This window comes from Candidatus Omnitrophota bacterium (assembly GCA_028712255.1).
GTDB lineage: Bacteria > Omnitrophota > Gorgyraeia > Gygaellales > Profunditerraquicolaceae > UBA6249.
The window spans coordinates 124,891-146,585 of record JAQTQJ010000002.1 but is presented as its reverse complement, the minus strand read 5'-3'; the positions used below and the strand labels follow the sequence as shown (position 1 = coordinate 146,585).

The 21,695-nt window shown below is 39.4% G+C and carries 23 protein-coding genes; all 23 read right to left on the bottom strand.

Features of this window, described 5'->3' with window-relative positions; genetic code table 11:
* Positions 1 to 187 precede the first annotated feature (187 nt).
* The 23 genes from PHC29_01940 to cbiM all read right to left on the bottom strand — a co-directional run bounded on the left by PHC29_01940 (position 188) and on the right by cbiM (position 21,695).
* A complete protein-coding gene (locus PHC29_01940; protein ID MDD5108260.1) occupies positions 188 to 1,597 on the bottom strand; it encodes a glycosyltransferase family 2 protein in 1,410 nt (469 codons plus the stop codon).
* A 5-nt stretch (positions 1,598 to 1,602) separates the two neighbouring features.
* Positions 1,603 to 2,889, bottom strand: coding sequence for a HEAT repeat domain-containing protein (locus tag PHC29_01935; GenBank protein ID MDD5108259.1), 1,287 nt, complete (start codon positions 2,887 to 2,889; stop codon positions 1,603 to 1,605).
* Positions 2,890 to 3,723, bottom strand: a complete 834-nt coding sequence (locus PHC29_01930; GenBank protein MDD5108258.1) for a hypothetical protein — start codon at positions 3,721 to 3,723, stop codon at positions 2,890 to 2,892.
* Positions 3,720 to 4,103 (bottom strand): response regulator, encoded by a 384-nt coding sequence (locus tag PHC29_01925; protein MDD5108257.1) that lies wholly within the window; start codon positions 4,101 to 4,103, stop codon positions 3,720 to 3,722. The genes PHC29_01930 and PHC29_01925 overlap by 4 nt, the downstream gene beginning before the upstream one ends.
* A 15-nt stretch (positions 4,104 to 4,118) precedes the next feature.
* On the bottom strand, positions 4,119 to 5,501 hold the full coding sequence (locus tag PHC29_01920; protein MDD5108256.1) for a GDP-mannose 4,6-dehydratase: 1,383 nt from the start codon (positions 5,499 to 5,501) through the stop codon (positions 4,119 to 4,121).
* A gap of 2 nt (positions 5,502 to 5,503) precedes the next feature.
* Complete coding sequence (gene yvcK, locus PHC29_01915; GenBank protein MDD5108255.1) at positions 5,504 to 6,829, bottom strand: uridine diphosphate-N-acetylglucosamine-binding protein YvcK; 1,326 nt, start codon at positions 6,827 to 6,829, stop codon at positions 5,504 to 5,506.
* Between the two features lie 9 nt (positions 6,830 to 6,838).
* Positions 6,839 to 7,219 carry a response regulator gene (locus PHC29_01910; GenBank protein ID MDD5108254.1) on the bottom strand — a complete coding sequence of 127 codons (381 nt, stop codon included), beginning with the start codon at positions 7,217 to 7,219 and terminating at the stop codon, positions 6,839 to 6,841.
* Positions 7,220 to 7,363: 144 nt separating this feature from the next.
* Positions 7,364 to 7,735 carry a response regulator gene (locus PHC29_01905; protein ID MDD5108253.1) on the bottom strand — a complete coding sequence of 124 codons (372 nt, stop codon included), beginning with the start codon at positions 7,733 to 7,735 and terminating at the stop codon, positions 7,364 to 7,366.
* Positions 7,736 to 7,739: 4 nt separating this feature from the next.
* A complete protein-coding gene (locus PHC29_01900) occupies positions 7,740 to 8,138 on the bottom strand; it encodes a response regulator (protein MDD5108252.1) in 399 nt (132 codons plus the stop codon).
* Complete coding sequence (locus PHC29_01895; protein ID MDD5108251.1) at positions 8,135 to 10,420, bottom strand: ATP-binding protein; 2,286 nt, start codon at positions 10,418 to 10,420, stop codon at positions 8,135 to 8,137. The genes PHC29_01900 and PHC29_01895 overlap by 4 nt, the downstream gene beginning before the upstream one ends.
* Positions 10,404 to 11,384, bottom strand: a complete 981-nt coding sequence (locus tag PHC29_01890; GenBank protein ID MDD5108250.1) for an ABC transporter substrate-binding protein — start codon at positions 11,382 to 11,384, stop codon at positions 10,404 to 10,406. Before PHC29_01890 ends, PHC29_01895 begins: the two co-directional genes overlap by 17 nt.
* 133 nt (positions 11,385 to 11,517) lie before the next feature.
* A complete protein-coding gene (locus PHC29_01885) occupies positions 11,518 to 11,841 on the bottom strand; it encodes a cupin domain-containing protein (GenBank protein ID MDD5108249.1) in 324 nt (107 codons plus the stop codon).
* 4 nt (positions 11,842 to 11,845) lie between these two features.
* Positions 11,846 to 12,664 carry an ABC transporter ATP-binding protein gene (locus tag PHC29_01880; protein ID MDD5108248.1) on the bottom strand — a complete coding sequence of 273 codons (819 nt, stop codon included), beginning with the start codon at positions 12,662 to 12,664 and terminating at the stop codon, positions 11,846 to 11,848.
* A 92-nt stretch (positions 12,665 to 12,756) separates the two neighbouring features.
* The gene (locus tag PHC29_01875) at positions 12,757 to 13,515 is read right to left on the bottom strand and encodes an energy-coupling factor transporter transmembrane component T (protein ID MDD5108247.1); all 759 of its coding nucleotides are present in this window, start codon (positions 13,513 to 13,515) and stop codon (positions 12,757 to 12,759) included.
* A gap of 119 nt (positions 13,516 to 13,634) precedes the next feature.
* Complete coding sequence (thyX, locus tag PHC29_01870) at positions 13,635 to 14,354, bottom strand: FAD-dependent thymidylate synthase (protein MDD5108246.1); 720 nt, start codon at positions 14,352 to 14,354, stop codon at positions 13,635 to 13,637.
* Between the two features lie 106 nt (positions 14,355 to 14,460).
* Complete coding sequence (gene lipA, locus PHC29_01865) at positions 14,461 to 15,297, bottom strand: lipoyl synthase (protein MDD5108245.1); 837 nt, start codon at positions 15,295 to 15,297, stop codon at positions 14,461 to 14,463.
* Between the two features lie 116 nt (positions 15,298 to 15,413).
* Positions 15,414 to 15,704 carry a GIY-YIG nuclease family protein gene (locus tag PHC29_01860; protein ID MDD5108244.1) on the bottom strand — a complete coding sequence of 97 codons (291 nt, stop codon included), beginning with the start codon at positions 15,702 to 15,704 and terminating at the stop codon, positions 15,414 to 15,416.
* Between the two features lie 4 nt (positions 15,705 to 15,708).
* Positions 15,709 to 16,467, bottom strand: coding sequence for a lipoate--protein ligase family protein (locus PHC29_01855; protein MDD5108243.1), 759 nt, complete (start codon positions 16,465 to 16,467; stop codon positions 15,709 to 15,711).
* An 83-nt stretch (positions 16,468 to 16,550) separates the two neighbouring features.
* Entirely contained in the window at positions 16,551 to 18,008 is a 1,458-nt protein-coding gene (gene gcvPB, locus PHC29_01850; GenBank protein ID MDD5108242.1) for an aminomethyl-transferring glycine dehydrogenase subunit GcvPB, read from the bottom strand.
* Positions 18,009 to 18,099: 91 nt separating this feature from the next.
* A complete protein-coding gene (gene gcvPA, locus PHC29_01845) occupies positions 18,100 to 19,431 on the bottom strand; it encodes an aminomethyl-transferring glycine dehydrogenase subunit GcvPA (GenBank protein MDD5108241.1) in 1,332 nt (443 codons plus the stop codon).
* Positions 19,428 to 19,817 carry a glycine cleavage system protein GcvH gene (gcvH, locus tag PHC29_01840; GenBank protein MDD5108240.1) on the bottom strand — a complete coding sequence of 130 codons (390 nt, stop codon included), beginning with the start codon at positions 19,815 to 19,817 and terminating at the stop codon, positions 19,428 to 19,430. The genes gcvPA and gcvH overlap by 4 nt, the downstream gene beginning before the upstream one ends.
* A gap of 64 nt (positions 19,818 to 19,881) precedes the next feature.
* The gene (gene gcvT, locus PHC29_01835) at positions 19,882 to 20,955 is read right to left on the bottom strand and encodes a glycine cleavage system aminomethyltransferase GcvT (protein MDD5108239.1); all 1,074 of its coding nucleotides are present in this window, start codon (positions 20,953 to 20,955) and stop codon (positions 19,882 to 19,884) included.
* A 56-nt stretch (positions 20,956 to 21,011) separates the two neighbouring features.
* Positions 21,012 to 21,695 (bottom strand): cobalt transporter CbiM, encoded by a 684-nt coding sequence (cbiM, locus tag PHC29_01830; protein MDD5108238.1) that lies wholly within the window; start codon positions 21,693 to 21,695, stop codon positions 21,012 to 21,014.

The following is a 21,695-nucleotide window of genomic DNA, read 5'->3' as shown; positions in this document are numbered from 1 at the left end:
CTAAGGTTAAATTGACTTTTCGCGTTAACTTAAAAACTAATTCTTATCGTTGTATCCAATAATTAAGACTAGATTCATAAGATATTAATCTTCAAGCTCACACTAAAGTGCACCTTTTGTATCACTATAAAATGTAACATGATAGGAATATTTTGTCAAGCAAGAAAATATCTTTTCTATATTATTACTACGCCCTCCTAACCCTCTTATATTGATCAAACTCTTTTACCCCTCTTAAAAAAGTATAGGTCCCTAATAACCTTGCAGCGGAAATTATCCACCTATACCACAAAAACTCAGTAAGGCTAAGGAATATGAGATACATTATATAACGCAATGGGAACAGCCTTTGAATACGTATGGACGAAAATATGGAAAAGATAGAGATGAATGCCTGAGTCAAAGACATAAACAAAGTAAATAAAATAAAAACCCTTAAATCCAACGCACCCAGCGCCCACCCTAAACCAACAAAAAAAATACTTGCAACCTCAAAAAAAACTCCGAAAACTTCATAAAGTAGAAAATAGGGAAGAGTAATAAATGCGAAGGCGCCAAAACGCGGATTAAGGATCATATATTTATAGCGTGCCACAGTTTCATCCGTAACCCTCTGCCAACGGCTACGCTGCGAGATAATAGAAGTTATGTTGGCTGGCCCTTCGGTCCATCCAACCGAATACGGCAACATAACTATCCTATAATCCTTATCCTTGTTCTTCACTAAATAATCATGGGCGCGAAAAGTAAACTCGATATCTTCACAGGTAAAATCCGCCGAGAAACCGCCTAATTCATACAAAATGTCCCTGCGCCACATGCTAAATCCCCCTGCCACAACCGGCATGGCATTATACTTACTCCAGCCGATACGATTACCTATAAAAGAACGGATATATTCCAGGTTCTGATAAGCTATTAACGGGTTAAAGGAAAAATGCCTATCTAAAATTCTCCCCTCTTTTATTTTAAGGTCATTAGAAAGCCCAAAGTAACTGCCAATCCCTATAATCTTATCCGGATCCCGGTCAACGTAGGCCATTACTTTCAGTAACGCATCCTGCTCAAGCACAGTATCAGCGTCAACAAAACACACATATTCATTCCTGGCGAAATTGAGCCCGGCATTAACCGCCCCGGCTTTCTTCATGCCCGCATCCTTGCTTATCACTGTAACAAAAGGATATTTTAAGCTCTTAAATACCTTTAGCACAACACCATCTTTATAATGTTTTATATACGGTATATCCAGAAGCTCTAATTTCAAAATCTTATCCACTGTCTCTAAGGTTTTATCCTTAGAGCCGTCATCAACGATAATGACTTCAAATTTAGGATAGTTAAGGTTGAGAACAGACAATAAAGCATCGGCTATCCACCCTTCTTCATTCCTGGCCGGCATAATAATACTTACAGATATGGCGTTACTAGCTAGGTAAACCAAAGGATAATCTTCTGTCTGACTCTCCCACGACCTTTTTTTTCCTTCAATAAAACTAAGAAACGCCAGGAACAAGTAAAAAACCAGAAGAAGTAGAAAGTAACCGAAGAAAAAAATAAAAATAAAATAAGTAATCTTTATGATCGGTATATTCATAACCATCAACCTTTGTCTCCTGCAATATCTTTTTCTAAAATATTCGCAGCCGCCTTATCTAGATACCTTATAATATCCAAGAGCCTGCTGCGTTCATCTGCTGAAAGAATTAATAATGACCCTTGGAGCCCGGCATAAGCGCGAGAAATTATTAAGCCTTTTAGCAAGCCAGTAGCCACATCTTTATCTTTTTCATGCTCGGCCGTTAATATATTCCTAAACAACTTAATAATGTAACCTGATGCTTCCAGTGATTCTACGCAGACCCTTCTGGCTATTTCATCATTACCATACAGGAACTTTTCCACATAAGAAAGGCATAAATCTATATTCTCGGTCATCAGAGCCTTTACGCTCTCTATCACCGAAAGAGACCCGTCGTTAATCCTACTCATAATTTCAGGAAGGCCGTTTTTACCCAAAACCTTAAAAAGCGCCTTTACCGAAGAAACCCTGACCATCCAGGAATCATCAGCAAGACATTTTACGATCGCCCCTGCCGAATCTTTACTGCCAAATTCACCTAGGCAATCAGTTGCACAAGCGCGCACTTGTGCAGATTTATCCCTTGTAAGCTCCTCTATTTTGTCAGAATACTGCGAGGCCTTAAGTTTACAAATAAGTTTAACCGACCAACTCCTAATTTCATGATTCATATTGTTAACCAGCCCAATAACCTCAGTGGCTATTTCAGAAGGAAATGACTCTAAGAGCGAAAGTATCCTGTAGCGGTAAAAAAGGCGTTTTCTAATAAAATCCAAAAGAATTCTAGCGGATGGAATATTTTTAATCTGGCCAAGCGCAATAATTGAAAAATACGAAATATCAGTATCTAAATCATTAATTGTTTTCTTAAGGGTGTTTACGGACGAATCAATTTGGGCATACCCTAAAGTTAAAATAGCCTCAACGCGGCGCCATTTACTCCAGGAAGAGACCGCTGTTTTTTCTATCGCGGCCAATTTCTCAACTGAAACAAAACACTCTTTTAGGATATTTTGTTCGGCCTCGTTGAAAAAAACTACTTCCCTGTTTCTGTTAGTAGCTACATCAAGAAACTGTTGTTGAGTAATTTCAGAGACTATCGGCAGGCATACCTTATTATCCGAACGCTTGCCGGAAGAAACTAACTCATAAATATTCCTCTTAATATTTAATAGGGTGCGGGCGCGTTTTTTCCAGTAGTATTCTTGGGCTAGCGAATAAAAAATAGTAAATAACCCTAATAGGATTACTAGAAAAAATAGTATTCTATCAATAACCCAAATTAAATCCGCATGATAATTATACATTTAAAATTTAAGTGATATAGAAGTATTGATGCTGCGCTTAATAAAATCGGGTTTCTCTGTCCCGTAAGAATAGCCAATCCTAGCGGTAGCCCAAGAGCAAATATTGAAGTTGAGCCCGGTAAAAACTATATAACCAAACTGATCATATGCCGGCAGCTCAAAAATGTCATAAAGCCGCCTGCCTGCAGCCGCTCCTAACAACAGAGAAAAACGTTTACCCAACGCAAAATTTCCTTTTACTGTACCAAAATGCGCTACACCTCGGCTCTCAGTAAGAGTCATGCCATAATCTACGCTGACATAATTATCCCCAAAATAATATATCAACCCCGGATAAACCATATGAGTATCATTAATAGCGTAATTGCGGAAATTATATCCCGCCTGCCAATAGAGGCCGTTTTTAATCCGATGGCCGTATTCAATGATAGATTGAAATTTATACATATAGGTAACATCCCAGCCCCAGCCTGCTTCGACATGCGCGTAGGAATTCGGAAAACTAAGATAAGTGCCCAAATACGCCGTATAGTTATTCACGCTAAACCGATTCCATTGCGACATAGTAAGATATCCCTGAACATTCTTGTATCTGTAGCCTATCCGGTTAGTAATCTCCCTCCACCTTCCGGGACGGGACCCCTGCACTACCTTGCTAGGTTCATAATAAGAATCAACTAGAATCTCTCCCTTGGCCTCTACTTGCTCTTTTACAATGCTTGGCGCAGGTAAAACTGTCCTTAACATTTGTTCAGTCGGAGATTCGCCGGATGCGTAAACAATCAAAGGCGCGATAAATATCAGCGTAAAAATAAAAATGATACATTTTCTCATTTTTTATGCTTTGGCGCTATCCCCAAAGTATTGCTTATCTTATCTATCTCAGTTTGTAGATCGCTGGTCTTCATAATGAACCCAGAGGCATTAAATTGATTAGCTTCTTTAAATCTTTCTTCATTACTGAATGCCGTAATTATAAATATAGGTATTTTCTGGTCATCTTTTCTTATTTCCCTTAAAACTTCAAGGCCATTTATTTCCGGCATCATTACGTCAAGAATAAGCATGTCCGGCTTTTCCCGTTTAAATTTTTCCAAAGCCTCCTTACCATTCATCGCAGTAATAACGTTATAGTCATTGGCCTCTAATCTAAGTTTTAATAACTGCAAAAAATCTACCTCATCATCCACCAGCAATATTTTTTTCTTTTCCATTGTGCTCCTTTCGTTCTATATTCTATCCAGCTCTTTCGGGTTCTCTTCAAAATAATCTTTCATCTTCTTAAGTATCTGCGGTATCGTAGTCTCAGGGGTAACTCCGGAAATCTTCTTTAATTTAGTTAAGTCCGGAATCCTCTTTTTTATATCCTCAAACCTGTTGCCGTAATATTTCTGATACGGCTCAAAGACTATTTTAGAAGAACTTTTAGTAATGCGCTTTATTTCACAAGCCAGATCCTTAATTGAAATCAGGTTATTGGAGCCAAGATTAATAACCTGGCCAACAGCCTGTTGATTCTGTGCAAGTTTCAGTATTATATTTATAGCGTCATCAATATAAGTAAAACACCGAGACTGTTTCCCATTTCCATATACATAGATAGGCTGATTTTGTAAGGCGCTCTTAAAAAACCTCGGGATAACCATCCCGTAACGGCCCACCTGCCTGGGGCCGACTATATTAAAAAACCTGACAATTACAACCGGCAGCCCTCTTTCACGATAATATCCAATAGCAAAAAATTCATCCAGTAATTTCGAACAGGCATAACTCCATCTGTTCACGTCAGGAGGCCCAATCACAACATCATCATCTTCTTTAAAAGGATACTTATTAGATTTGCCATATACTTCTGAAGTCGATGTTAAAACCACCTTTACGCCTTTTGATGAAGCATATTTTAAGATAATACTGGTACCGATAGTATCATAGATAACGGTATCCAGCGGCTTCTCAATCACATTTTTAACCCCAACAGTGGCGGCCAAATGATAAATTAAATCACTCTCTTCTATCGCCTTGCTCAATATCGTCTCGTCGGTTATTGAGCCGACTATCAGATTAAAATTCTTATTATTAAGCATATCCTGAATATTTTCTCTGCTTCCGGTAGAAAAATCATCGATAACGGTTATTTTATATTCTTCGGCCAGAAGCCGCCTTGCCAAAGCCGAGCCAATAAATCCTGCGCCTCCGGTAATCAATACATTCTTAATTTTCTTCGTAACCACCTCATGATTTACCCTTCTTAGCGCGGCTTTAATCCTTGCCAAAAACTCCTCTGGCTCGTAAGGCTTGGTAATATAATCCTGCGCGCCCATATTAAACGCATTCACCCTGTCCGATTGGTCCGATTTTGCGGTAAGCACTATAACAGGAACTGCTTTAGTAGTTTCATCAAGCCGGATTTTACGTAAAATTTCATAACCGTCTATCCCTGGCATTACTAAATCAAGAATTACAAGATCAGGCACATCTTTCTTTAGGAATTCAATCGCCTCCTCCGGAATATTGACGACAGATACTTGGAAACCATGGCGTTTTAGTCTTACGGAAATCAAAGCTGTTGCTTCTTTATCGTCATCAATAACCAAAATATGCGAATCATTCATAATTAAGCTCTCCCGTTAATAATCTTGGCAATTTGGTTTCTTATCTTCTGGGCATCATGGCGAATCAACTCCTGCTCATCAGATAAATCGGTAATTATAATACTAGCCCTGGTAAGCTTTCTGATCTTAGCCAAATTTCCTATCTGAACCGGAAACTGCCCCTTCTTGGCGTACTTAAGAAGTGCCTCTGTGTGTAGTTTACTATTGTCAGCAAGAATAATATAATCAAGGCAATCTTTCTCTAAATAGCGCAGGATTTGGCTAATATGGTCAAAAGCATCATAACCAAAGGTCTCTCCCGGTTTAGTCATTAAATTACAAATATAAATCTTTTTCGCCCGGCTCTTAACTATTGCCTGGCGAATATCTTTGATTAAAAGGTTAGTTATAACGCTGGTATAAAGATCGCCAGGGCCTATAGTAACAATATCGGAATTAATAATAGCGGAATAGGCATTGATGTCGCATTTTGGAAGCGGTTTATGCCAGCATTTCTTTATACGTAATTCAGGCGAGCGGCCTTTACACAGATCAATATTATTCTCGCCCTTAACCATACTCCCATCTTCAAACTTAGCATACAAAATAGATTCTGTAGAAGCAATAGGATAGACTATGCCGTTAATGTTGAGTATATCTCCTACGCCTCTTGTCGCATTGGACATCGAGCCTTCAATGTCACTGAGCACAGTTAAGAGAAGGTTGCCAAAACTATGCCCCCTAAAACCCTCCCCCTTGCTAAACCTATACTGGATAATTTTATTCATTATCTCGGGCGCGTTGGAAAGGGCAACTAAGCTCCGGCGTATATCTCCAGGAGGCAAGATTCCAAAAGAATCCCGCAATCTACCGGATGAGCCTCCATCATCAGTTGTACTAACAATAGAAATAGGCAGAATAGCCGGCAAACTCTTAATACCCAAAAGAAGGTTAAATAACCCTGTCCCGCCGCCGACACAAGAAATTATTTTTTTATTGTTCAAGATCGCGCTTAGCCTGAGATTTACTTCACGCACATTATAAGGCTTAAGGATATAATCTGAGGCGCCCGCTGCTTTAGCCGCAAGGACAGCTGAAATTGATTTTTCACTCGACAATACCACAAAATCTTTTTTGGATCGGACAAGGGTATTAAGAATATTCTTTAGCAAGCGGGGATTCGATAGGTAGGAATCTTTATCAAAAATAACTATCTGTGCCTTTCTTAACCTTGGAGTTATTTCATTATAAACGTTGGCTATCTCCACCTCCAAAGCAAGGTTGGATAATACCTCTTTGATTTCGTAGATCGAAGGCCCAGAACCTATGAGTAGAAATTTATTATACATTGTTAATAACTAACCTTTCTTTACCTTAGTCAACTGATCTTTAATATCAAGAAGTAGAGTGGAGGCATCAAAAGGCTTAATAATATAAGCATCCGCCCCTGATTCATGAGCTTTTTTTATGTCATCCGTGCGGTCTTTAGCGGTAAGCATAATTATGGGGATACTAGAGCTAGATGGATCTTTTTTGAGTACTTGGCACACTTTAAAACCATCTATCTTTGGCATTAGAATATCCAACAACACCAAATCCGGTTTTTCTTTAGCAAAAACCCTAAGCGCCTCCTCTCCATCAGCAGCAGAAACCACCTGATAATTATTTGCTTCAAGTCTCAGTCGTACAAAATCCACTAAGCTATGTTCATCATCAACAATCAGAATTTTTTTCTGCATCTGGTCACCTCCCTATGAAACCATTATAAAATACTATTCTTAGTCATCCTGACCTTGAGCGGAGCGAAAGGGAAGGATCTTGTTTTTAGATTCTTCGCCCGCCACTAAATTGATGGCGGGCTCAGAATGACGTACAAATTAAAACTATTTATTCAAAAGCTCAGCTACCTTGGCTAAAAAAATACTTGCCTCAAATGGTTTAACAATATAGGCATCCGCCCCCACTTCTTTACCTAATTCCATATCGGTTTCCTGGGTGCGGGCGGTAAAAAGCATAATCGGAATCTGTTTATATTTTTCATCAAATTTTAACTGACGGCAGACACTATACCCATCAAGCTTAGGAAGCATAAGATCAAGAATAATTAAATCCGGTTTTTCTTTGCGCGCCTTATCCAGGGCATCCTGTCCGTCAAAAGATTTAATCACTTGATAATCGTTTGCCTCTAGCCTTATGGTAAGCATCTCTACCAGTTCCGGCTCATCATCAACAACAAGTATCTTTTTCTTATCCATAACCTTAAACCTTGCCCTCGTTAATTTTATTACGCAGTAAATCCAATACCGACATCAAGGTTGCCTGTATATCCGGAGAATAAATGTTCAGCTTAGGGATAAAAGCGCTTACCCCTAACTCCTGCGCGGCTTTTATGTTGTTAATATCCGCATAAGCAGTAAGCATAATTACAAATAAATCTTTATCAGATTTTCTTATTTCCTTTAAAACTGACGTACCGTCCATATTCGGCATAAGATAATCCAAAACCACAATATCAGGCTTCTTTTCTTTAATTATGGCTAAAGCCTCCTTACCGCTTTCTGCCAAAAGTACATCATACCCCCAAGACTCAATATGCTCCTGTATTAAGGCCAAATAATCAACTTCATCGTCGACAACTAATACCTTTATCTTGTTCATAGCCCCTCCGATATTTTATCTGTGAAATGTTTAGGCAGTGTAAAAATAAATTTTGAGCCACGGCCTACTTCACTTTCTACCCAAATCCTACCACCGTACAACTCAACCAAACCCTTAGCAATAGAAAGTCCTAAGCCCGTACCCTTTTCCCCTGCTCCGGCAGTGCGCCCAAACTGCATAAATTTGTTGAATACTTTAGGAAGATTTTCCGGAGCAATACCAATACCAGTATCAGTAACTGCAAATTCCAACTCATCCTCTTTCTCAATCAACGAAATACAAATATAGCCTTTCTCGGTAAACTTAAAAGAATTATCAATTAGGTTAGTAAAAACCTGAATAAGTTTATCTTCATCAATATAAAAGCTCAATTCCTTATTTTGTGGCAAATTAACTCTTAGCTCCAATCCTTTCTCCTTCACCTTCAATGCAAATAAAGCAACAACATTAGCAATCAAGTTCTTAAGATCAACATTCTTATTTTTTAGTTCCATCTTGCCTGATTCAATCCTAGAGATATCCAACAGGCTATTAATAATCCTAGCCAAACGGTCAATATTATTCTTAGAGGTAATCAAAATCTTGTTCTGCTTAGGATTAATATCGCCGACTACCCCATCTAAAATCAAACTGATCCCTTCTTTGGTTATCGAAAGGGGAGTGCGTAATTCATGGGAAACGATAGAAACAAACTCCGATTTGAGCTTATCGAGTTTTTCCAGCTCTTTATTTTTGACCTCCAATTCTTGTTGGTATTTTTTTAATCGAGTAATATTTCTAGCAATATGGACACACCCAAAAAATTCGCCATTTTCTTCAAAGATCGGAGAAGTAGTTATCAATAGCATAACGCCGCCTAAGCCAGGATCATCCACCTCCTCTGTGTGGGCTTTTAGGTCGCAGCGAGTTTCTGCAAAAGGACAATTTGGCCAAGGGTGGCCTAAATGATGGACCAATTCAAAACACTTTACTCCCACCACATCTTCGGGTTTAAGCTTAAAAAAATCTAAAAAACTCTTATTAGCCTTAATAATATTATAATCTCTATCCTGAATGAAAATCATATCCTCCATAGAATCAAATGTTCTCTGCCATTCTACGGCAGCTTGCCTTAGCCCTTCCTGCGCTCTCTTACGTTCAATAATTTCTAGATTAAGATTTTTAAGAGAGGTTGTAGAGGTTTTTAACCTAACCGTCATCGTATCAAATGCCCGGGAAAGCTGGCCAATCTCATCATCCACATCTGTACCTACTTTATAATCTAGGTTGCCCCTTCCGATTATCTCCGTTCCTTTATGCAGCTTATGGATCGGTTCCGTAACGAGTTTGGCAAGGTACATTTCTAATAAGTAGGCAGAAAACGGCACAATAAACAATATAAGCAAGAAAAGAATACGCAATTTCACTAAGGGCGCAAATGCCTCTTTTTCGTCTATTTCCGCAAAGACATACCACTGCATTTCAGGGATATACCTATATGTACCTAGGACTTTTACGCCGAGGTAGCTTGAAAAAAGAACCACATTTGCCCTGTTAAGGCTAGCAGTATTTTGCCCTTGACGGAGCAGAAGATTCTTGACATCCACAACATCAACTTTTTGTTTTAAGAAAGTATCCTTTAAAAATAAAGATGGCGTAACCATATAACCATATTTATTTACAATATAGACCTCCTCAGTTCTACTCAGATTACCTGTATCTAAGGCTATTTTATCCAGCCCTGATAATTTCACGCGAGCAGCTAATACCCCAAGTAATTTTCCCGTTTGGCTATCCGATATTGGCGCTGAGGTAGTAATTAAACGCTCTTTTAACTCTTCAGAATAATAGGCGTCTTTAATAAAAAGACCTTTTTGCCCAGCGGTAAACATAATATCTGCTGATTTATCTATCCCGATATTATGTTCATTAGAAGATGCAACTATGCGTCCGGTTGAGTCTAAAAGTAAAAATTCATATACTTCCGGATTAACCTCTTTGGTCCGCCTTAACCGTTTCATCGCTATACCAAATGCTTCTTTATCGCCTTCAGGCGCATCTTTTAGCGTTATCAGAAAATTCTCTAAAACTACACTTTTTGAAAACTGCGCTATCGAAATTTTTATTAACTCCAAATATGTTTCGATATGCCGGACGTTTTCCTCCGCGGTTATCCCCAACTGCGAGTAAATCGCGCTCTGAAGGTTACTTTTGGCAATTAAATAAATGGCTAACGAAGTAATAAAGGTAAAGGCAATTGTAGGAATTAAAAAAAGGAGGGATATTTTATTGGCTATTTTCATAGATTTGTTGAATTAACATAGTGTTTATGGAACTATTTGCTTCTGGCTTTTTAGTAATCCTGCCGTTCTCAAATTTGATCTTGGTAATTATATCAAATGCCTCCTGCCATTTCCCGGATTTTCCAAAATTAATCTGTTCTTTATATTCAGTCCATCTCAAACTATTAACGCTTCTACTGTAGGCTTCAGGACTAATATTAAAATACTTGGCGATAATTCGATTTGCTTCCTCAGGATGTTTTTTGTAATAGCCTACAGACCTAAACCACGCCCGCATCAAAGCCTTAACCAGTTCAGGATTATTTTTCACTAACTGTTCCCTGACATTAAGAGTATCTATAATTATACCCGGGGCTTCTTTGCTAGAAATCAAAATATAAGCACCCGGCTTGCTCAAGGCTTTAGAAACCCATGGCTCCCAAGTAACTACCGCAACCGCATCTTCGTTTAAAAAAGAGGAGGCTACATCCTCGGGGCTACAGGAAACAATGGTAATATCCTTAAGAGATAATCCGTTTTTATAAAAAAGATACGCGATGAATGCCTCTCCGACATTATCTCGAGAAAAAACTATCTTTTTCCCAATTAGATCTTCCAGGTTTTTAATCTCCTTATTTACTACTACGGCATCGCCGCCAAAAGAACGGTCAATTTCCAGAACCGCTACGATTGGCGTATCTTGGGATTTTTTAGAAACCAACAAATCAATTGTCCCAGCCTCGCAATCAAGCATGCCGGCTTTAAAGGCATCCCTACGGCCACCATCCGACTGTTCATCCACAAAGATTAAATCTATTCCTTCATCCTTAAAGAATCCTTTTTCCTGCCCCAGATAAAATGGGCCATAGCCTACCCAAGACTGGAAGGCAATATTAACCTTTGTTAGCTTTTTCGGTTGTTGAACGCAGCCGCTAACCACCAAAACCAGGAATATTCCAATAATAAAGCTAGCTTCTTTCTTCATCTTAATAGGAAAACTAACATTTAACAAGATTAACTAAATTATTTTACCTTAATAGATATATATTGCAAGTATTTATTGGAAAAGTAAAAAGGGAGGGTTTCCCCTCCTAGGGAACGCCCCCTTTTGCCACTTTTCAAGCTCTAGCAGCAATATATACGTACTTTAAACATTTACTACCTGAATTACTAATATTATGCGGTGTTTTAGGCGGGATATAAATAAACGAATTTTTCTTTACACTAATTCTCTTCCTTGTTCCGTAATAAATTACGGCTGTTCCGGTAATTATAAAAATAACCTCTTCGCTTGATCCGGTATTATGTAACCCTACAGATTCTTTGGGTTTCAAGGTAACAAACCCACTTCGTAATCCTTTAGGTTTAGAAGAATCGCCAAAAAGCCGCGTAAACTTTTGATTACCTTTTAACTCTACAGAAAAAACCTTCTCTTTTACCATAAATCTAATGATCCTCTCCGTGATGCTCCAGGTGTAAATGAGGATGAATATGTATTTTATCCTTATGCCTGTGGCTATGAATATGCACTAAGTTATTTGCCTGAAGCAAAGCGTTATCCTGAAGAATCACATCAGGATGCCCAAAAGCGGCAATTTTCTTTTGGCTATCAAAAACATAAACTATATCGGATATTTCTTCCACAATATGTAAATCATGGGTCGAGGTGATAATTGTCTTACCATTAGAATTCTCATCAATCAGCAAATCAATGATATGCCGGGAGGTTAACGGGTCAAGGCCGGCAGTCGGCTCATCTAAAATAATAATTTCCGGCTCAATTATCAAAACAGAAGCAATAGCTACTTTACGCTTCTCTCCAATACTTAATTGATGCGGCAAACGATTTAATAATTCCTGAATCCCTAAAATATCGATAAGTTTATCTAAACGTTGCTGAATTTGGTCCTTTGGAAAACCCAGCTGCAGCGGACCAAAAACTATATCCTCTTTTACTGTCGGACAAAATAACTGTGCGTCAGGATTCTGAAAAATAAAACCTACCCTTCGCCTGAAATTAAACGAAAATTTATCATCATTAAAAATTTCTTCGTTTAATTCTTCCCCACAGAAAACCACCCTTCCCTTGCCAGCAAATATAAGCCCGTCAAGTATCTGTAAAAAAGTGGACTTACCTGAGCCGTTTGCTCCGATTATAGTTATCTTTTGGCCTTGATTAATTCCAATGTCAACACCACATAAAGCAGGAAACTGGCCCAAGTAAGAAAAATGAACATCGTTTAATTCAAAAATTACATTATTCATAATAACACCCTAAAATCCGTGTCATTGCGAGCCCAAAGGGCGAAGCAATCTAAAAGATTGCTTCGCCGCCTACGGCTCCTCGCAATGACACACTACCATTGCCTTGCAGCAACTATAATGATTATTAGTACCGTAACTAACCACAACCAATCCCTTCCCTTAATCTTGAAATCATTCCAGGCTACTGCCTCTCCCCGAAACCCCCGGGAAAGCATCGCCCCATACACTTCCTCATTAAGTTTAACTGAGCGGTTCCAAAGAGACACCACATTCCAGGCAACAATATTCTGGCCAAATTTATAATTTACAACCTTACCCACTCGGCTTCTAACCGCCAAATATGTGTGCTCAATTATTTCGACAAACAGATATATATATCGATAACACATCCCTAAAATCATCACAAAAATCTGCGGGATTTTAAAAATACGCAAAACTTTTAATAATTCAAAATGCTTCGTAGTGATACTTAAAAGCACAGCATAAGACACACAAATAAGCACACGCGTAACGAAAATCAAAGCCGCAGAGAAATTAATAAAAAAGGCAGGAATTGCAATAAATAATGAAAACAACGGAATAAAGATCCATGTTCTTTTTAAGAAAAATCCTAAATTTATCTTAGAGATTAATACGAGTAGCAGGCACAGCGCATAAAAAAAGAACAAAATAAAAATATTACGAGTAAACAGTAATTGGATAATAATTAGTAAAAAAGTAACCGCCTTAAACCTTGGATCCAGCGACTGCAAAAATCCTCCTCGCATAGCAAGCTCTTCAGCAAAAATCAGCTCTTTTAAGAATGCCAAGGCTTCGATGATAGAATGTTGAATAAAGTTATTGTTCTTCATTTTTTACCATCTATCGTCATTCTGAGGAAGCCGCCATAGGCGGCTGACGAAGAATCTCTTGAGATCCTTCGTCGCTTCGCTCCTTAGGATGACGAAAAGAGGTTCTTAACATTAACTACCTAAACCTTTACAGGATATTTTCCGCAGCAAAATTTTTCACCTTCCGGGCAATACTCTAGCGCTTCACATTTGGCCCCGGCAACCGAAAAAACCGCTAGCAATTCCTTACGGCAGATATCCAGCATTTTATTTGCTAACCTACGTATCTCCCATTGCGCTCGAGAGCAACAACGATGCTCAAAAAAATGTAATAACTCACGGCAATTCATGGTCACAACAATTTTGGTTTCGGCTGCCTGCGGAAGCGCAAAACGCGCATCCTGGTTTGCTGCCTCCCCGCTAACATTGTCTTTGCCTAAAAATAAGAGTAATTTAGTATAGCTTTGCTGAATCGTAACCATCAGTTTATCAAACTCATTTTTTGCCTCAAGATTTCTTTCAATAGCAGGCGGAACAATGTAATCAAAATCTTTTTCTTTAACATAACGCTGGCTCTGCTGGCTATATGAAGCCAGGCGATGCCGCACCAATTGATGTGTAAGTGCCCGAGATACTCCCTCAATAGCAAATGTAAACTTAACATGCTCAAGCGGGCTAAGGTGTCCCGAAGCCACAATCTTTTTTACAAACTCCTCTTGCTTTTTAGTGTCCGCCTCCGTATCAGAAAAAACTTCACCTGCGAATTTATCGGAATAACACTGCCGGCAGGCAACATAGATAAGCGATATCGCATTCTGGCTCATCTCTAATAATTTAACATTCATTGTAACTTTAGACATAATTAATCCCCCCTATATTAACTCGAAATACTAACAAAGTTGTAAGCTATAAGTTTTAAGCTTAAAACTTATAGCTTACAACTTATAGCTTATTTATCATTATTTTCTAAGATAAATATCGGGCTGCCATATATGAACTACGCACATATGGGGCGCTTTCAATATGTAAAAATCCAAGCTCATTACCTTTTTCTTTGTAGTAATCAAACTGCGCCGGCCTGACATATTCCTTAACCGGATAATGCTGTTTACTCGGCGCCAAATACTGGCCAATACTTAAAAAATCGCAATCAACCGAACGCAAATGCTCCATAACCAAAATAACCTCTTCTTCTTTTTCTCCTAAACCCAGCATCAGGCCGGATTTAGTCTTAAGTGTTGGAGATATTTTCTTAAGCGTGCGCAGCAGGCTAAACGATCGCGCATAATTTGCACCCTGGCGCACCAATCGATAAAGTGACGGTACTGTTTCAATATTATGCGCAATAATATGCGGCCCGGATTCTACAACGACCCCTAAAGCATCTAAAGAAAGCTTAAAATCAGGAATCAGAATTTCAATAAGCACATTTGGTGACTTCTGCTTAACACACAAAACAGTCTGAGCAAAAATACCTGCGCCTCCATCAACAAGATCATCCCGAGTAACACTAGTAATCACAACATGTTTTAAACCAAGTTCTCTAACTGCCTGCGCAACGCGGTTGGGTTCATCTAAATCAGGCGCAATTGGCGCAGATTTATTAATATTACAAAAACTGCACATACGCGTGCAACTGCGGCCCAGAATCAAAAATGTCGCTTCATTACGCGCAAAACACTCCCCCATATTCGGGCACATTGCCTGCTCACAAACCGTCTCTACCCGCAAATCACGCAGAGCCCTCTTCATTACGGAGCAATTTTGAAGGCTGATTTTTTTATTTAACCAAGCAGGCCTCATAAACCAGTCATTGCGAGGGGACGAACCGATTGCTTCGCCCGTCATTGCGAGGAGTCCCGCCAAAAGCGGGACGACGAAGCAATCTCAAAAACGGGCTCGCAACAGGCTGCGCAATCTCATAATTCACCATACAAATCTTTAAACTCCGGATTAAAATTTTTTATCAAATCAACCTTCTTCTTTCGAGAACCACCCTTAATTTGTTTTTCTCTAATTATAGCATCTTCCATACTATCAAATACTTCATAATAAACAAGCTTATGTACGCTATATTTACTAGTAAACCCTTTAACTAAATTTTTCTTATGTTCATATACGCGTTTCTGTAAATTACTCGTAACGCCAGTATAAATAACTATATCTGTGCTATTAGTTAAAATATAAATATAGCCATACTTTACGGCCATAACTTTAGATTGCTTCGCCCGCCACCAAATCAATGGCGGGCTCGCAATGACTGTAATTCAAAAAATTTATGTTAAATGTGTAAGCAAATGTATCTATTAGTTTTTGCTCAAGGATGTCTCTTCCCGGAATTACCTTTAGCTGCTCACTAAGTGTTGTTACATGTCCAGAGATATCATTAGGCAAAGAATTAAGATACTTACGCACAAAATCCCAATTGACACTTAAAGGAATTGAACCATGCTGAAAAATAACTTGCCTTTTTCTTTTCTGAGCATTCCCGCCGATTTTTTTTGCGCCAATAACAATATCATATTTTTCATGCGAGGCGCTGCAAAGCTCATGTGCGGCACATTTATCTTTAAAACCTTCTGACTCAAGGGCAAAGCTAGGGAGAAGCTTAAGCGATTCATAAAACCGGATGAGAAATTTACAAATACCGCGGTAAGAAACAAATACACGGTCAGGCTCTCCTACATCCTCCTTACTACAGACAAAACTATAAGTCATTTCATCATCATGAAAAAGAATTCCTCCTCCAGTCATTCTTTTAGCAATTTGCACTCCATCAGAGGCACATCGGGCTAAATTGATTTCATTTTGAGGGTTTTGGGAAAAACCATACGTAAAAGACGGCATCTGCCAACGATACACTCTAAACACTCCAACACCATCCTCTAAATAATGCTCAAATATTTTTTCATCAAGCGCCATGTTATAAGCGGCGCTTTGTGCCGGGGATCGAATTAACTTAAATGTTTTCATTTAATAAAATTCGTCATTCTGAAGGAGCGCAAGCGACTGAAGAATCTAAATCGAGATCCTTGGCCATTCGCTTTGCTCATAGCTCAGGATGACTCCTCCTTCCAGCAAAGATCAGGCTGTCGAGCTGCCCTTACTTCATCGAGCCGTTTTATCGGCATATTAACAGGTGCACAATTTACAGCAGTTGGATTCTCTTGCGCCAGATGAGCAATCTCAATCATTACCTCAATAAAAGCATCAATGGTTTCCTTTGACTCTGTTTCTGTCGGCTCAATCATCAATGCCTCTTTAACGATTAAAGGAAAATATATTGTCGGAGGATGATATCCTTTATCAATTAAATATTTGGCAATATCTAAAGCAGCAACTCCATTTTTTGCCTGGCGTACGGCAGAAAAAACACATTCATGCATACACCTTTTATCAAAAGGCAGCTCATAATAATCCTTAAGGATTGCCTGGCAATAATTGGCGTTTAACACCGCCATCTCTGTTGCCTTAATCAAGCCTTCCTTACCCAAAACCAATATATAAGCATATGCTTTAAGAATCACTCCGAAATTTCCGTAAAAAGGAGCGATATAACCGATTGATTTCTGTTGATGATAATCCAAAGCATAGGTGCCGTCATCGCGCTTCTTAATCCGGGAAATCGGCAGAAACTCAACTAACTTTTCACTCACCCCCACTGGGCCTGCCCCCGGGCCGCCTCCTCCATGAGGCGTAGCAAATGTCTTATGCAAATTTATATGCATAACATCAAAACCAATATCCCCAGGACGAGCCTTACCAAGCATAGCATTGAGATTGGCTCCGTCATAATACATCAGAGCTGCGCACTTATGCGCCAAATCAGCAATTTCTTTAATGCGCGGATTGAAAATCCCCAAGGTATCCGGACAAGTCAACATCACAGCTGCCACTTCGTTATTCAACTGTTTTTTATATTCATCCAAGTCCATATAGCCATCTAAGCCTGTTGGGATAACTTTAATCTCATAACCGGCAATAGCGGCACTGGAAGGATTTGTGCCATGCGATGAATCCGGCACAATTATATATTTACGCCGGTTTCCTTTATCTTTATGATATGCAGCAATAAGCATTACTCCGGTTAATTCACCATGGGCTCCGGCTAAAGGCTGCATCGAGAAAGCTTTCATTCCGGTAATTTCACAAAGCAGCTTTTCTGTTTCATACAAAACTTCCAACGAACCCTGCGCAAGCATACCGCCACCTGAAAGCTGAGGCAATAAAGGATGCACGCCAGAAAATCCTTCAAATGACGCAATCCGTTCGCAGAATTTTGGGTTATATTTCATGGTACATGAACCAAGCGGATAGAAGTGAGTATCAACAGAAAAATTAAAGCGGGACATATTCGTATAGTGACGCACAACGTCCAGCTCGCTAAGAGAAGCTAAATGCGCCTGGGTTTTACGGCAGTATTTTTCTGCCAAAGGCTTAGGCTTATCGACATCACACTTGCCATATAAAAATCCCCGCCTTCCCTCTTTATGTTTTTCAAAAATTAATTTCACCCCGCACCCGCTTTCATGTTGAATCTTGGGACCGTTTCTATTTTTCTAAATTTAGAAAAATAGAAACGGTCCCATGTTTTTAAAAGAAAAATCATAGCACTGCCTCCAGGCTATCGACAAGCCTACGAATCTCTTCTTTAGTCCTCTTCTCGGTAACAGCAATCAATAAATAATTATCCATCCCTTTATAGAACCTGCCCAGCGGAAAACCACAGGCAAAACCTTTATCAATCATCCGGTGCACTACTTCATCGGCGCCTTTTGGCAATAACACCGTAAATTCATTAAAAGTCGGAGAAGAACGTTTCACCTGCACACCGCTAATGCGCGATAGTTGCTCTTTGGCAAATTCTGCTTTTGAATAGTTATGCTCGGCTAATTCCTTTAAGCCTTCCCTGCCCAAGAGAGAAACAAACACTGCTGCCCGTAATGCGCAAAGAGCCTCATTTGAACAAATGTTAGAAGTTGCTTTCTGGCGGCGAATATGCTGCTCGCGTGTCTGAAGAGTTAATACAAACCCTCTTTTTCCATCGCTATCAACCGTAGCCCCTACAATTCTACCAGGCATCTGACGCACTAATTGACTTTTTACAGCCATAAACCCCAAATAAGGGCCGCCAAAAAAAAGCGGAATCCCTAAACTTTGTCCTTCTCCTGTAGCGATATCAAACCCCATTTCTCCTGGAGACTTTAACATACCCAAAGAAACCGGATATACCGAAGCAATTGCCAAAGCACCAAACTTATGAACCTTTTCAACTATATCAGTATGGTCATCAATAGCGCCGAAAAAATTAGGATTCTGTAAAATTACCGCGGCGGTTTTATCATCTAAATATTTAACTAATTCCTCTCTGCTGCTCTGGCCGTGCGCAACCGGAATCTCTATAAATTCTACGGAAAGATTTTTTGTATAAGTATAAAGCATCGTGCGATAAATTAGATTCACTCCGCTATCCAAAATTATTTTTTTGCGCCCGGTCTGCCTAATTGCTATCATCATCGCCTCAAAAAGAGCGGTGCCACCGTCATACAAAGAAGCATTTGAAACATCAAGAGCGGTTAGCTGACAAATAATACTCTGATATTCATAGATTGCCTGCAACCACCCCTGGGAACATTCCGGCTGATACGGAGTATAAGCGGTATAAAACTCCGGTCGGCTAACAATAGCTTCAACTGAAGCAGGAATAAAATGATCATAGAAACCGCCGCCGACAAAATTAACCAGGTTAGTAGCATTCTTTAAAGAAAGCTTATGCAGAATCTGGGTTACAACGAATTCCGATTTTGGAGCAGGAATATTAAAAGATTTTGGAGCAAGCGCCGCTGGGATATCTTGAAAAAGATCATCAATACTCTTGGCTCCTATTGCCGAGAGCATCTGTTTAATATCTTCCTGCGTATGCGGGGTATAGCTCATTTGGCAAGCCCTTCCAGATAACGCTCATAACTTACTGCATCCATAAGTTTTTCTTTTTCAGCTTCATTTGAAATCTGCATTGAGAAAAAATAACCTTTTTCGTATGCAGACTGATTAATTAATTCCGGATGAGCCGCTAACTGCTCATTATTGGATAAAACCTTGCCCGATAAAGGCGCATAGACTTCGGATGCAGCTTTAACCGATTCAACAGTAGCGCAATATCTGGATTGCTTGAGCTCCTCACTTTTTTTTGGCAACTCCACAAAAGTAATATCACCTAGGGAATGCTGGGCATAATCAGTAATCCCGATATAAGCAGTATCTCCATCAATACGCGCCCATTCATGGTCCTTGGTATAAAAAAGATCTTTTGGTATATTCATCAAATCTCTCCTTTTTCAATGGGGACAGTCATTTACTAGTAAATGACTGTCCCCATTGAAGTTGTTATAACGAAGTCAATTTTTTAAAAGGCTTCCTGGCAACTTTTACCGGAATTTCTATGCCTGCCTCTTTAACAATAAGCTCTGCGCCAATATCATAATTACCCGAAACATATCCCATCCCAATACCCACAGAAAGACTGGGTGAAAATGAACCGCTAGTTACTGTGCCCACACGTTGATCATTTGCAAAGATTGCAAAACCATGCCGCGGTGCTCTACGCGAATCCGCCTGAAAATAAATTAAATACTCTTTTGAGCCGCTCTTTTGCTCCTTTAACAAGCCATCCTTGCCAATAAAATTCTTAGATAAATCCACAAACTTGATAAGGCCAGCAGATAACGGCGTATGATTTATATCCAAATCCTGTCCATAAAGAGGATACCCCATCTCAAGCCGCAGAGTATCACGACAGCCAAGGCCAGCGGGTTTTACACGCCCATCTTTAAGTAAAACTTCCCATAGTTTTATAACATAATCGGTTGATATATATATTTCAAACCCAAGCTCTCCGGTATAACCGGTACGGCTAACTATACAACGTTGGTTTTGAAAAAAGAATTCAGAAGAAGTATAATATTTAAGTTTTAATATGCCGCCGCCAAAAATATTTTTCAGCACATCCAGTGATTGCGGCCCCTGGACATCAAGTTTTCCTGTTTTGCTGGAAACATCCTCCAGGATATATTGGCCTGAAAGATTTCTTTTTAGATGTTCATAATCACTCAAGGTAGTTGCGGCATTAACTACCAGCATCCAATTATTTTCATTAACACGGTATACGACAAGGTCATCCAGGATTCCCCCTTGATCATTGAGCATAAAACCATAACGGCAGGAACCTTGCGGCATTGAAATTATATTCTGCGTAACAATACGGTCCAGGCCGCTTAAAGCCAGGTCCGCCTCAAGCATAAACTCTCCCATATGGCAGATATCGAATACGCCAACTGCATTGCGGATATGGGAGTGCTCAGCCAAAATCCCCTGATATTGAATAGGCATCAGCCATCCGCCAAAAGGAGCAATTTTTGCGCCGAGCGCAAGATGAATATCGTAAAGTGGAGTTTTTAACACAGGATTTTTATAAAATTAAGTAATTTAGAAATTATATCATAAATTACTTTTTTTGTTTAAGAATTTCCCTTACTTTCTGCAAAAAGTTTCGAAGAATATTTTTGTAAATATTTTATTACCAAACCAGTCATAACCGCTTCTACCCAGCCTATTAGCAAGAGATGCCCACCTAGCATTGCCGGCAAAACTATTTTTAATCCATAAGGAAAATAAAAAACCTGTTCGCTTGGCTGATACAACAACGGCTGCAAGCCCAGCTCAATTCCGGTGAATAAAGCTGCTAAGGTTATAGCAAGATAACCGGCAACCCCGGCAGCAATAATCCTTCTTTTTGAATTTAAAAGGGATTTATAACTAATTGCTTTATAAATATAATATCCGCTAAAGGGTAAAATAAAAGCCATATTAAAAGAATTGGCGCCGATAGCGGTAATACCCCCATCACCAAATAAGAATGCTTGAATGACTAAAGTAACAGTTACGGCAATACAAGCAGCCCAGGGCCCCAGTAATATTGCCACTATAACGCCCCCTACCGCATGCGCCGTTGTCCCTCCCGGGACAGGAAGATTAAGCATCATTATTACAAAACTAAATGCCGCCCCAATTGCCAACATGGGAATCTGGCGCACCAGGAGTGTTTTCTTCACAACCTTTGAAGCTATTCCCCATATCGGCAGCATTACAGCATAAAAAAATCCGCATGTTACCGGGCCCAGATATCCATCAGGAATATGCAT

What these genes read in the sequence shown, in the direction of transcription:
- PHC29_01940 (MDD5108260.1), bottom strand. Translation starts at nt 1,597, where the DNA reads ATGAATATACCGATCATAAAGATTACTTATTTTATTTTTATTTTTTTC.
- PHC29_01935 (MDD5108259.1), bottom strand. Translation starts at nt 2,889, where the DNA reads ATGTATAATTATCATGCGGATTTAATTTGGGTTATTGATAGAATACTA.
- PHC29_01930 (MDD5108258.1), bottom strand. Translation starts at nt 3,723, where the DNA reads ATGAGAAAATGTATCATTTTTATTTTTACGCTGATATTTATCGCGCCT.
- PHC29_01925 (MDD5108257.1), bottom strand. Translation starts at nt 4,103, where the DNA reads ATGGAAAAGAAAAAAATATTGCTGGTGGATGATGAGGTAGATTTTTTG.
- PHC29_01920 (MDD5108256.1), bottom strand. Translation starts at nt 5,501, where the DNA reads ATGAATGATTCGCATATTTTGGTTATTGATGACGATAAAGAAGCAACA.
- yvcK (MDD5108255.1), bottom strand. Translation starts at nt 6,829, where the DNA reads ATGTATAATAAATTTCTACTCATAGGTTCTGGGCCTTCGATCTACGAA.
- PHC29_01910 (MDD5108254.1), bottom strand. Translation starts at nt 7,219, where the DNA reads ATGCAGAAAAAAATTCTGATTGTTGATGATGAACATAGCTTAGTGGAT.
- PHC29_01905 (MDD5108253.1), bottom strand. Translation starts at nt 7,735, where the DNA reads ATGGATAAGAAAAAGATACTTGTTGTTGATGATGAGCCGGAACTGGTA.
- PHC29_01900 (MDD5108252.1), bottom strand. Translation starts at nt 8,138, where the DNA reads ATGAACAAGATAAAGGTATTAGTTGTCGACGATGAAGTTGATTATTTG.
- PHC29_01895 (MDD5108251.1), bottom strand. Translation starts at nt 10,420, where the DNA reads ATGAAAATAGCCAATAAAATATCCCTCCTTTTTTTAATTCCTACAATT.
- PHC29_01890 (MDD5108250.1), bottom strand. Translation starts at nt 11,384, where the DNA reads ATGAAGAAAGAAGCTAGCTTTATTATTGGAATATTCCTGGTTTTGGTG.
- PHC29_01885 (MDD5108249.1), bottom strand. Translation starts at nt 11,841, where the DNA reads ATGGTAAAAGAGAAGGTTTTTTCTGTAGAGTTAAAAGGTAATCAAAAG.
- PHC29_01880 (MDD5108248.1), bottom strand. Translation starts at nt 12,664, where the DNA reads ATGAATAATGTAATTTTTGAATTAAACGATGTTCATTTTTCTTACTTG.
- PHC29_01875 (MDD5108247.1), bottom strand. Translation starts at nt 13,515, where the DNA reads ATGAAGAACAATAACTTTATTCAACATTCTATCATCGAAGCCTTGGCA.
- thyX (MDD5108246.1), bottom strand. Translation starts at nt 14,354, where the DNA reads ATGTCTAAAGTTACAATGAATGTTAAATTATTAGAGATGAGCCAGAAT.
- lipA (MDD5108245.1), bottom strand. Translation starts at nt 15,297, where the DNA reads ATGAGGCCTGCTTGGTTAAATAAAAAAATCAGCCTTCAAAATTGCTCC.
- PHC29_01860 (MDD5108244.1), bottom strand. Translation starts at nt 15,704, where the DNA reads ATGGCCGTAAAGTATGGCTATATTTATATTTTAACTAATAGCACAGAT.
- PHC29_01855 (MDD5108243.1), bottom strand. Translation starts at nt 16,467, where the DNA reads ATGAAAACATTTAAGTTAATTCGATCCCCGGCACAAAGCGCCGCTTAT.
- gcvPA (MDD5108241.1), bottom strand. Translation starts at nt 19,431, where the DNA reads ATGAGCTATACCCCGCATACGCAGGAAGATATTAAACAGATGCTCTCG.
- gcvH (MDD5108240.1), bottom strand. Translation starts at nt 19,817, where the DNA reads ATGAATATACCAAAAGATCTTTTTTATACCAAGGACCATGAATGGGCG.
- cbiM (MDD5108238.1), bottom strand. Translation starts at nt 21,695, where the DNA reads ATGCATATTCCTGATGGATATCTGGGCCCGGTAACATGCGGATTTTTT.